Source organism: Bacteroides sp. 224 (assembly GCF_010500995.1).
Classification (GTDB): domain Bacteria; phylum Bacteroidota; class Bacteroidia; order Bacteroidales; family Bacteroidaceae; genus Bacteroides.
In genome coordinates this window covers 134,541-147,373 of sequence record NZ_QVMK01000002.1, presented here as the reverse complement: position 1 = coordinate 147,373, position 12,833 = coordinate 134,541, and the positions used below count along the sequence as shown (strand labels likewise).

Sequence of the window (12,833 nt, the reverse complement as noted above, 5' to 3'; positions counted from 1 at the left end):
TTTTGCATGTTAAATAGTTGCCGGATGTATCAAAGAGGACGGCTTGGGAGAGTATTTGTACTCATTTCATGCAAAAGGGGGGGAGGAGAGAAGGGTGAGTCTTATTTAAACTACTTTGATCTTTACTTCTTGATATATGCGTTCTTTTTCTATTTGGTGGTAAGCTATATATGTAAATAGTATCGTATTGTCATCTATCCATATCCAGTCAAAATCATATCCACCCACAGAGAACAGGTCGCCTATGTGTTCATATTGTTTTATATCCCTGTTCCATATCTCAATGAAATAACTATAATCATCTTTGGCTAAATTATTAGGGCATTTCGCATTTATCCGAAACAGTCTGTTGGGCGATATAGAATGATTATCCGGGCTTACGTCATATTCTTCTGTGTTATTCTTGAAATCAATTGAATAATAGCCTCCCTCGGTATCGAAAAGTAATACTTTTATTTCAGGATAATAAGCGACAAAATAAAATTCATTATCCAGATATCGTTTGTTTCCACTGTTAAGGGTAATCTCAAATTCATGGATGATTATTTCTTCATCCTCTTTGTCAATTACTCTCATCCGTTTGCCAAGCATTCTCTGTACTTTGGCAAGATTCTCAATCTTCTTGTAAGGCTTGTGGCGCAAGTGTGTTGCAGTTTGCTTCTGTACAGTAAATTCGTCTTTGGTAATCTGCTTAATCCAGAGTGTAAGATTGTTATTTACCCGAATTTCGGATGGCTCACCATTATCAGTTTGCGCCATACAAGGATGCATTGTGAAGAAGAATAACAAGACGATTATGCTATTGAATATGGTAGATGTTTTCGGTGAAAAGCAAAAGATATATTGATGTGTGTGTTTCATGTTTTATTGGATTTCCCTCTGCAATCGTGAAAAAACAGTAGGAATAAAAGGTGTATGATATATATACCCTGCCGGGGTAATTGCTTAATCCGTCAGGGTATAGATTTCATAAAAAGAATTTTTATAATGCGACACCAAAGCCTTTTATGAACACAAATCCAGGATAAATCTTATTCCTTTCTTGTATTCCGTATCTATCTTCAATGTTCCATTCAATTTATATGCCATTAGTTGACAGATTGGAAGTCCCCATCCATCTTCTTTTGCCAAAGGATCGGTTTCCATAAATGGTTTAAACAGTTCTTCCTGTATTTCGGATTCGATAATTGTTCCTGTGTCTGTGATAATGAACTGTCCGGTACGTGCATTGCGTTTCTTAAATTCCAATGATATTCTTCCGGCCTCTGTATTCGACGCAGCACGAGCAAGCAGATAAGTTAAGATGTGTTCCAGCGCTTCTGTATTTGTTTTTACGGTTACTCTGGGCACGGTAGTAACAGACTCAACTCCCGGGTTGAAATTGGCACTTGCCTTTTGCATTACAGTTTCGCAAAGCAGTTTCACATCCAGATTGTTGATAGGATATGCCTCTTCGCGCGACTCTTCCAGAGAAATATAAGTTTGCATGTTGGCGATTCTGCCTTTTAGTGCAACAATGCTTTTCTGAATAATATCGGTAAATCCGGGATTTCCAACTGCATTCTCCATTACTTCCAGTGTAGGAGTTATCTGTGTATTAATATTGCTGATGAAGTGAGATTTCTGTGCATTGCTTTCATTGGCAATCTTCAAACTGTTTTTCAGCTTTCTTGCCTGATAGATGCTCTTGAAAAGAAGGAGAAGTAATATACCGGCTATAGCTGCCAGTGCAATAATAACTGTCCACAAACCAATGGTGACAGCCTTGTTGGTGCTGATGGTTTGCTCTTTTTCCTGCAAGTCTTGTTGAAGAACAACATGTTGCTGTTTTAAGCTTTCCAGTTCGCGGGCAGCTTTTACCATATTAATAGAATCTTGCCACGCAGTATACAACGTCTGAACCGATTTAGTTAGCGGAGCCATATTTTTACGATCCGCATAAGCCAACATGTCTTTATAGCAACTTTCTCTACTTTCTTCCTTGTTGCCGGAAAGACATCTTTGCAATAATTCTTTGTACGATTCCAGACTCTTGGCTGTTTGCCCGAATGTATAGTAGTATTCAGCTTCCGATAAAAGCATATCATCCATCAGGGAGTTATCATTTTTTAGATAGCTCATGCAATACTGCATCAGGTTATATTGTGTTTTACTGCTTTCGGACTTACCTTCGCGAGTGTACATACGCAAACGCTGATTAGCAATAAGAAAGCGCAAACGGAAGTTTGTTTTTCCGGTTTTCTTTTCACTCTCATAAACCAACTGGTCCATTTGGTAGAAAATGGGAGCAGCTTCTTTATTCTTTTGTTCTTCTACCAACAGTTCACCAAGTTTTGCCCCTTTCTCTACTGCATTCTGGTAATCTTTTTGCTTGAATAGTTCCTGGAACTCATTACGCAAATTGTTTAACTCTGTTTCTGTAACTTTAGTAGTAGCATTAATCTGTGCTTGTGCTACATGGTAACAGAGAACACAAATTAAAATTAAAAGGACTTTCTTCATTTTATTTCGTCTTATTTTGTTAAAAATAGATTTCACTTCAATTATTACGTTCCACAAAAGTACGTATTTTGCTGTAGCAGTCAAAATGAATCTTTTCTTCTTTTCAATAAAAAGAATAAATAGGAATGAAAGAACAATTGTTTTGGTGGTTTTTTTTTGGGGGGGAAGGTGTGTCGAAAAAACTTTTATTGAGGCATAAATGCTCTCGGCAATAGAAAGAAACGGGATAAATCACTTTGAAATTTCTTTCCACACCCGGATGTAGAACCCTGCTCCACCCGGATGTACAAACCGCTTACACCCAGGTGGAGAAGGCGTCTACACCCGGGTGGGGAAAGATGTTTAAAACCGCATCAAAATTTGGAACAAAACACCATTTATCAAGTGTGACACTTGTGACACTTCCGTGATGTTTTTTAGAAAAGTATCACCCACTATTCAACTCTGTAAATCAACTCATTAAAACGATTTGTGACACTTGTGACACTTTTTGATCAATAAAATCAATCTGAACAGAAATCTTTTGCCGCTTGAATTAATTATACCCATCGAAAAAGCCTTGGCAAGAACCTAAGAATGATATAGACTAATCTTATTGAGTACAAATCGCGATTATTTTCGTCTCTTTCTTTATGGAAAGAAAGATTTTTTTTATCATTCTATTGTTGGTGTTTTCGAGCGTGTTGACTCTTCGGAGTCAACATGCCTCTTTTGTTTGGAATACCCCCAGCCAGAACTCTTCTGAGTCTATGCCTTGCGGAGGCGGAGACATTGGGATGAATGTGTGGGTAGAGAATGGCGACTTGTTGTTCTATCTGAGCCGAAGCGGCACTTTCGATGAACATAATTGTATGCTTAAACAAGGACGCATTCGTCTGCGCCTATCACCTAACCCTTTTGAAAATACAACGAACTTTCGCCAAGAGCTTAAACTAAACGACGGTTATATAACGGTGGCAGCAGGTGGAACTACCATCCAACTCTGGGCATACGTGTTTAGCCCGGTTGTTCACTTGGAAATGAATAGTAAGCAACCTGTTACGGCCGAAGTATTTTATGAAAACTGGCGTTACCGGAACAGAACGATACGAAAAGGAGAAGGGCAGCAGAATTCTTATAAGTGGGCACCTCCTAAAGATAGTTATACCTCTAAAGACTCTATATATACCATTCATGATGAACTTGTTTTTTATCATCGCAATCCTGCACAAACAGTTTTTGACGTAGTAGTAAAGCAACAAGGGTTGGAGCATGTTAAAGAAAGAATGATGAATCCTTTGGCTAATCTAACTTTTGGTGGTCGGCTTTGGGGAGATCATTTATCTTATGTGGGCACCCAAGAAGGTACTTATGCAGGTACCGATTATTGTGCTTGGGTATTCCGTACCAAGAAACCTGTTCGTAAAGAACATATATGTATTGCTTTGCATACGGAGCAGACAGAAACAATGGAACAGTGGCAGGAAGGGTTGAATAAAACCATTGCAAATATACAAGTAGCCAAAGATCGGAAGCAGTCTCGTGCCTGGTGGAATGCATTTTGGGAGCGTAGCTATATTAAAGCCTCCGGTGAGGCGGAAGAGATTACCCGTAACTATACCCTTTTCCGTTATATGTTGGGATGCAATGCATACAGCAGTGTTCCCACAAAATTTAACGGGGGGCTGTTTACTTTCGACCCCTGTTATGTAGATGAAAAACAAGCCTTTACCCCCGATTATCGGAAATGGGGTGGGGGAACCATGACGGCACAGAACCAACGCCTGGTTTATTGGCCAATGCTGAAAAGCGGTGATACGGATATGATGGCAGCCCAGTTCGACTTTTACAATCGGATGTTAGGTAGTGCCGAATTACGTTCCGAAGTTTATTGGGGGCACAAAGGTGCTTGCTTTGCCGAACAACTCGAAAACTTTGGTCTGCCCAATCCTGCGGAATACGGATTTAAGCGTCCCGACTGGTTTGATAAAGGATTGGAATATAACGCTTGGCTGGAATACGAATGGGATACGGTATTGGAGTTCTGCCAAATGATACTGGAAACACAAAACTATCAGGGAGCTGATATCAACAAATACATTCCTTTTATTGAAAGCTGCCTCACCTTTTTTGATGAACATTACCGATATCGGGCAAGCCGACGCGGAAGAAAAGAACTGGATGGAGACGGGCACTTAATTCTTTTCCCCGGCTCTGCCTGCGAAACCTATAAAATGACCAACAATGCTTCCAGTACCATTGCAGCCTTACGAACGGTACTCGAAACATTCGGTCGGAAAGAAGAACTATTGAAAACCATTCCCCCCATTCCACTCAGAATAGTAGATGGTAAAGAGATGATTTCTCCCGCTAAAATCTGGGAACGAATCAACAATGTGGAAACACCTCAACTTTATCCGGTGTATCCTTGGCGGATGTATGGTATAGGTAAGGATGGTTTGGAAATAGCCCGGAATACCTATTGGTACGATCCGGATGCTGTGAAATTTCGGTCGCATATTGGTTGGAAGCAAGATAACATCTGGGCGGCTTGCCTGGGATTGACCGATGAAGCGGCTCGTCTGGCTCTACTTAAACTAAGTAATGGTCTGCATCGCTTCCCTGCCTTTTGGGGACCCGGTTTCGATTGGACACCCGACCATAATCATGGTGGAAGCGGTATGATTGGATTGCAGGAAATGCTGTTGCAAACAAACAGAGATACCATTTATCTTTTCCCGGCATGGCCTTCGGATTGGGACGTGGAGTTTAAGTTGCATGCACCGAAGAATCGAATCATAGAAGCGAAATTGAAAAATGGAAAAGCAAGCCTCTCCCCGGCCCTCTCCCGAAGCCTCTCCCGAAGCCTCTCCCCGGCCCTCTCCCAAGGAGAGGGAGGAAGACCGTGCGGAAAGGGAATAGAAATCGTTTTGTGTAATGGCATAACTTTTGAGAATGGAGAATCAACCCGTAAATATTAAAATAACCTCAATATGAAAAAACATATCCTCTTACTACTTTTAGCATTATTGTCCCCTTCTATATTAACTCTTACCGCACGGTCTTCCTCCCTCTCCTTGGGAGAGGGCCGGGGAGAGGCTTACTTCTCCATAGCAGGCTTCATCCCTTTGGAAGACAGCGGACGCTTGATTTATAACTTCAACCCTGGATGGCGTTATTACAAAGGCGATTTGAAAGGAGCCGAAGCACTCAACTTCGATGATAGTAGCTGGGAAATAGTATCTACCCCGCATACCGTAGAATTGATGCCGGCAGAAGCCAGTGGTTGCCGAAACTATCAGGGGCCGGCTTGGTACCGCAAGCGTTTTGTACTTCCCAACGAAACTAAAAATAAAGAAGTAATTATTCACTTTGAAGCCATTATGGGAAAACAAATTGTTTTCATCAATGGCAAGCAAGTAAAAGAACATTTGGGCGGTTATCTGCCTTTTGAGATAAACCTAACGGAAGCAGGATTGAAAGCAGGCGATGCTTGTTTGATTGCCGTATTTGCCGATAACAGCGACGATAAAAACTACCCTCCGGGGAAACGCCAGTACACGCTCGACTTTGCTTATCATGGTGGAATCTATCGGGATGTTTGGATGATTGCCAAATCTCCGGTAGCCATTACGGATGCTGTGGAGGCTCGCAAAGTAGCCGGAGGTGGTGTCTTTGTACATTACGATAACATAACCGATAAAAGTGCGGAAGTATATGTAGATACCGATGTGAAGAATAGCGCAAAAACTGCTCAAACCATTACCGTAGAAACCACCTTACTGACTGCCGAAGGCACATTGGTGAAGAAGGTTTCTAATCGAATTACGCTTCAGCCGGGAGAATCTAAAGCAACTAAACAACAAATCAGTGTTCGAAACCCTAAACTTTGGTCGCCGGATGCTCCTTATCTTTACCGGGTGGAATCTCGTATTAAAGATGGAAAGCAATCGTTGGATGGAGGCATCACCCGTATTGGTATTCGCAAAGCTGAGTTTAAAGGAAAAGAGGGCTTCTGGCTCAACGGCAAGCCGTTCGGACAGTTAGTAGGAACCAATCGTCATCAGGATTTTGCTTATGTGGGTAATGCTGTTCCCAACTCTCAACAGTGGAGGGATGCCAAATTACTGCGGGATGCCGGTTGCCGGATCATTCGTGTAGCTCATTACCCTATGGATCCGTCTTTTATGGATGCTTGCGATGAACTGGGCATGTTTGTAATTGTAGCTACACCCGGATGGCAATACTGGAACAAAGATCCTGAATTTGCCCGTCTGGTGCATAAAAACACACGCGAGATCATTCGTCGCGACCGCAATCACCCCTCTGTATTGATGTGGGAACCCATTTTAAATGAAACCCGCTATCCGTTGGAGTTTGCACTCGAAGCTTTGCAAATAACCAAAGACGAATTTCCTTATCCGGGTCGTCCTGTGGCGGCTGCCGATGTACACTCCGATGGAGTAAAAGAAAACTATGATGTAGTTTACGGTTGGCCGGGAGATGATGCAAAAGGAGTAGCCGAGCAAAACATCTTTACCCGCGAGTTTGGCGAAAAAGTAGACGATTGGTATGCACATAACAATAACAATCGTGCCAGTCGCAGCTTTGGAGAACGCGCATTATTGGTACAAGCCCTTTCATTAACTCAAAGTTACGATGAAATGTATCATACTGTCGGTGGATTTATAGGAGGTACACAATGGCACTCTTTCGACCACCAGCGTGGCTATCACCCCGATCCTTATTGGGGAGGGCTGTGCGATGCATTCCGTCAACCTAAATATGCATATTATATGTTCCGTAGCCAGACTGCTGCCGATTTAAAACATCCTTTGGCAGAATCAGGGCCGATGGTATTTGTGGCACACGAAATGTCTGCCTACTCAGATAGCGATGTAGTTGTATTCAGCAATTGCGATTCTGTTCGTCTATCTGCTTATGATGGAACCAAGAGCTGGGTGAAGCCTGTTGTACATGCCAAAGGTCATATACCAAATGCACCTGTCGTATTCGAAAATGTGTGGGATTTCTGGGAAGCACGCGAATATAGTTACATTCAAAAGAATTGGCAGAAAGTAAACTTTGTAGTAGAAGGTATTGTAAACGGAAAGGTAGTGTGTACAGAAAAGAAAATGCCTTCTCGTCGATCAACAAAACTCCGATTATTTGTAGATCATGGTTCACAAGCATTGGTAGCCGATGGCTCTGACTTTGTGGTAGTAATAGCCGAGGTAACAGATGATAGTGGAAATGTACGCCGCCTGGCAAAAGATAATATTTTGTTTACGGTAGAGGGCGAAGGTGTCATCATTGGTGATGAGCGTATAGGGGCTAATCCGCGTGCAGTGGAATTTGGCTCTGCTCCGTTATTAGTGCGTTCAACCCGTAAGGCCGGAAAGATAAAAGTGAAAGCCCGTGTATTGTTTGAAGGAACACTGGCACCGACTCCTGCGGAAATTGAGTTTGAAAGTATTCCGGCGAATTTGCCGTTCTGTTTTCTGGAACAAGAACAAACATCGAGTACTACTAAAGATATGAAAGATAGCAATAGTGAGCAAAAGAATATCCTTACAGATGAAGAAAAGGTGAAACTGCTGGAAGAAGTGGAGAAGCAACAAACGGAGTTTGGGATTGAGAAATGATTTGGATGAAATACCGCATAGTATAAATCGTATATTACCTATTTGTAACTTTTTCATTATCTTTGATCTGATACATTCATAATTAACCATGAAGAAGCACCTTTTACTTTTATTCTTTCTATCTATATCATTTGGAATATATGCCAACCCCAATATAATTGTGGAACACTACGGCGTAGAGCAAGGCCTGCCCAATAACAACGTAAACTGTTCCCTGAAAGGAGAGGATGGCTTTATTTGGTTTGGTACCTGGTACGGTCTGTGTAGTTTTGACGGTACAAAATTTAAAACCTATAATAACCGCGAAGGCTTTTACTCCGACATACCTCCCCGAAAAATACAGAGCATTGTAGAAGATAAAAACGGATTCCTTTGGATTAAAACAATCGACCGAAAGCTTTATATCTTCAATAAACACTATGAGAGATTTCATGCGGTTTATGATGATGTGAAAGATTATTCAGGGAATACTCAGATTATTAAGATTCAAAACACGCCCGATGGCGAAGTGCTTTTACTTACGAAAGATAAAAACCTGCTACGTGCATACGCTGCTCCCGATGGCAAGATAGAAATAAAATTGCTGCATGATGCCAGTGGAGACATCAACCCTTATGATTCTCGTCTTAAATACAATGTATTTGTTGAGACGCAGGAATACATAAGCTGGATTGGGCAAGATTACCAAATCTTTTCTTGTAGGAAAGGCGATGAACTGCAAGGAAAACCTGCCGATTTTATTTGTCGCAAGATGTCGGTTTCCTCACATGATATCTTTACCTGTGCTTACGAAACGTCGGACTTTGTTTGGTTAGGAGATAAAGCCGGAGGAGTTTACAGTATCAATATTCAGTCCGGTTCAGTCAATAAATACGAGTTGCCGGGTGTAACTAATGCTATACAGAATATATTAATTCTTCCTTCCGGTGTAGCCTATATATCTGTTCGAAATCAGGGAGTATATGAGTATAACCTTGGCTATAAGCAACAATCTAAACTACCTGTAAGCCTTGATACAACACATGCTCTTCATTCCTTTGTCGATAAATATGATAAGATATGGTTTGTAGAGAATGATAATGCGTTATTGTATTATGATCCACTCAATAAAACCTCTAAACGCTTTCCTTTCAATGTGGGGTTGAGTATTGTTTCCTTCGAATATCAGGATGCCGGAGAGCAAGGACTATTCTTTCTAACTCCTGCCGGCGAAATGTTAATGTTTGATCGGGAGAATGCCAATATGATCTCTCTGAATACCCTCAAACCTTTTACCGACGTAATGCCCGAACAGCTTTTCTTCGATCAGATGGTAGATGAAGATGGCGTACTTTGGTTGGCTTCAACTGCTATGGGGGTTTACCGGGTTAACTTCCCCAAGAAGCAGTTTAAGTTGTTCGAACCCCAGAAACTATCCGGACATTCTAATCTGGATGTTTCGAACAAGGGAGTGAGAGCCTTGTTTCAGGCAAAGAATGGAGATGTATGGATTGGTACCCGGTGGGCAGACCTATACAGGTTAAATGCAAACGGGCAGTTGAAACAAGTTTTCTCCGAAGGAAACTCCTTTATTGGGAATGTATATCATATCATGGAAGACGATAAAGGAAATCTTTGGTTCTCAACTAAAGGGAATGGGTTGGTGAAAGCTCAACCGGATATTCTTTCTCCTGCGGGTTTCCGCTTTACTCGTTTCACGAATGATGCGAATGTGCTTTCTTCTATCAACCATAACGATGCTTATTTTACATACCAAGACAGCAAAGGGCGTATCTGGGCTGGGCTAATGGGGGGAGGACTCAACTTAGTTTGGGAAGAAGGTGGAGAGATTACTTTTAAAAACAAATACAATGGTTTTAAACATTATCCGCCTTACGGACTCTATTTAGAAGTTCGTAATATAACCGAAGATGCCGATGGACGTATCTGGGTGGGTACTACCGACGGATTGATGTCTTTCGATGGAAATTTCAATGCTCCCGAAGAAATTGTATTCGAAACATACCGCGAAGAAAGCGCAAGCTCCAATATTGCCGATAATGATATTTACGTGCTTTACAAAGATGCCGATTCTCAAATCTGGGTGAGTGTGTTTGGGGGAGGACTTAATAAACTCATTAAGTATGACCATGAATTGCGTCGGCCTATCTTTAAAACGTATGGTATGCGAGAAGGATTGAATACAGATGTAATCGTTTCTATTGTAGAGGATGATAAGCAAAATCTTTGGTTGGCTACCGAAAGCGGCTTGTCTCGTTTCAATAAACAAACAGAGCACTTCCGTAATTACGATAAATACGATGGTTTCCTGAATGTGAAAATGGAAGAAGGCTCTGCTCTGCGAACACTAAACAACGATTTATGGTTGGGGTGTAGAGAAGGCGTATTAATCTTTAATCCGGATAAATTAGAATCTTTTAATTCTAACTTCCAGACTTATATTGTCGACTTTAAGATATCGAATAAAGAACTGTGGAATTTTAAAGACCATCCTATCATTACAGAATCCATTAAATACGCAGAGGAGATTACATTAAAATATGATCAGTCTATGTTTGCATTGGAGTTTGCAGCATTGAATTATGTAAATCCTAACAGAATATCTTATACCTATATTTTAGAGGGTTACGAGAGAGAATGGCACTTTAGTGGTAAGAGCCGGATAGCTTCTTATACAAATGTACCTCCCGGAAAATACTTGTTTCGTGTGCAAAGCGTAGATGAAGCTACTCCCGACACCGTTTCTGAGAAGACCTTGCATATTACCATTCTTCCACCTTGGTGGAGGAGTTGGTGGGCCTATACCATTTATGTTATTTTGGGAGCTATATTTCTATTCTTTGGCATTCGGGTAGCCCTGCTGCTGATGAAGATGAAGAATGATATCTATATTGAACAGAAGTTATCCGAACTCAAAATAAAGTTCTTTACAAATATTTCTCATGAACTGCGTACACCGCTTACGCTGATCAAAGGTCCTATTCAAGAATTAAAAGAAAAGGAAAGATTGTCTTCCAAAGGTAAGCAGTATGTGGAACTAATGGAAAAGAATACAGACCAAATGCTACAACTGGTGAACCAGATTCTTGATTTCCGTAAGATACAAAACGGAAAGATGCGTCTGCATGTGTCTCAGATGAACCTGAATGTTATGATGAACTCTTTCCATAAGGAGTTCCGGATATTGGCCGAGGAGAATGAAATTAATTATTCGTTCCACCTTACCGATGAACCCATTATGATTTGGGCCGACAAGGAAAGGCTGGGTATTGTGGTGAGGAATGTAATCTCCAATGCTTTTAAGTTTACATCGGCCGGAGGAAGTATTTTTGTGAGTACAGGCATTACCAATGATGGTAAGAATTGTTATATCCGGGTAGAAGATTCCGGCGTAGGCATTGAGCAAAGTAAGTTGGACGAGATATTTGAGCGCTTCTCTCAAGGAGAAAATTCTCGGGGAACTTATTATCAGGGAACCGGCATCGGGTTGGCGCTTTCTAAAGAGATTATGCATTTGCATCATGGTTCTATCAAAGTAGAAAGTCAGCAGCAAAAAGGATCTGTATTTACCATTGAATTGAATATAGGTAAAGAGTATTATAAGCCATCGGAAGTCGACTTCTACATGAGTGATAATGATAAAGCCACCGACGAAGAATTGCAGAATATGGATATAGCTTCCGAAGATAATATAGACACTGATGAGCCGGCAAATGCAGCTTTACCCACTTTACTATTGGTAGAAGATAACAGAGATTTGGCCAGCCTTATTAAACTACAATTGGAAGACAAATTCAACGTATATACCGCCAATAATGGAGTAGAAGGGCTTAAGAAAGTACACCTTTACCATCCCGATATTGTAGTGACCGACCAAATGATGCCCGAGATGGATGGACTGGAAATGCTTCGTCTGATTCGTAAAGACTTCCAGATTAGTCATATTCCGGTTATTATCCTGACAGCTAAAAATGATGATGAGGCTAAAACCAATGCCATTAGTCAGGGAGCCAATGCCTATATAACAAAACCGTTTAGCAAAGAATATCTGATAGCTCGTGTAGATCAGTTATTGCGTGAACGAAAACTCTTCCGCGAAAGGGTATGGCAGCAACAAGAAAACCCGGAGACGGATAACTACGAGCAATATCTGGTAAAGAAAGATGTGCAACTGCTTGAGAAAATTCATAAGGTGATTGAAGAAAACATGGACAACTGCGACTTTAATATAGATGCCATTGCCTCCAATATAGGTTTAAGTCGCTCAGCATTCTTCAAGAAACTGAAAAGCCTTACCGGACTTGCTCCTGTGGATTTGGTGAAAGAAGTCCGTTTAAATAAATCTGTGGAACTACTAAAAAATACCGATATGAGTATTTCCGAAGTAGCTTATGCAGTTGGCTTTAAAGATTCCGGCTACTACAGCAAGTGTTTCAGAAAGAAATACAATCAAACTCCGAGGGAATATATCAATGAATGGAGAAAAGGGTAACTTTTTCGATTACAATATCGGATTTCAATCGTCATTATCAATGAATCACCCCGAGAGGGGTGAGATGTGCATAACCCCGGGTCAGCGAAGCGCAGCCCGGGGCTGGCAAGTCACTACACACAGACTCAACCTGAAAGGGTTGAACCCACTTCGGGGTTCAGAGGAAAAGAGAAGCTATCTACCCTGGGTTACGCTTCGCTCACCCAGGGTTATGC

Annotated in this window: 5 protein-coding genes; 3 read left to right on the top strand and 2 right to left on the bottom strand. The window is 41.3% G+C overall.

From position 1 onward, the window contains the following. Positions 1–105: 105 nt before the first annotated feature. Both D0T60_RS02070 and D0T60_RS02065 read right to left on the bottom strand, forming a co-directional pair. Positions 106–759 carry a hypothetical protein gene (locus tag D0T60_RS02070; protein WP_163216485.1) on the bottom strand — a complete coding sequence of 218 codons (654 nt, stop codon included), beginning with the start codon at positions 757–759 and terminating at the stop codon, positions 106–108. A 246-nt stretch (positions 760–1,005) separates the two neighbouring features. Further along, positions 1,006–2,502 (bottom strand): HAMP domain-containing sensor histidine kinase, encoded by a 1,497-nt coding sequence (locus D0T60_RS02065; RefSeq protein ID WP_163216484.1) that lies wholly within the window; start codon positions 2,500–2,502, stop codon positions 1,006–1,008. 632 nt (positions 2,503–3,134) lie between these two features. Here D0T60_RS02065 and D0T60_RS02060 point away from each other — a divergent pair. The 3 genes from D0T60_RS02060 to D0T60_RS02050 all read left to right on the top strand — a co-directional run bounded on the left by D0T60_RS02060 (position 3,135) and on the right by D0T60_RS02050 (position 12,618). Then, on the top strand, positions 3,135–5,462 hold the full coding sequence (locus D0T60_RS02060) for a DUF5703 domain-containing protein (RefSeq protein ID WP_239059476.1): 2,328 nt from the start codon (positions 3,135–3,137) through the stop codon (positions 5,460–5,462). A 12-nt stretch (positions 5,463–5,474) separates the two neighbouring features. Beyond that, complete coding sequence (locus tag D0T60_RS02055; protein WP_163216483.1) at positions 5,475–8,126, top strand: glycoside hydrolase family 2 protein; 2,652 nt, start codon at positions 5,475–5,477, stop codon at positions 8,124–8,126. An 88-nt stretch (positions 8,127–8,214) separates the two neighbouring features. After that, positions 8,215–12,618: a hybrid sensor histidine kinase/response regulator transcription factor gene (locus tag D0T60_RS02050; RefSeq protein WP_163216482.1), complete on the top strand. Its 4,404-nt coding sequence runs from the start codon at positions 8,215–8,217 to the stop codon at positions 12,616–12,618. Positions 12,619–12,833: the final 215 nt, after the last annotated feature.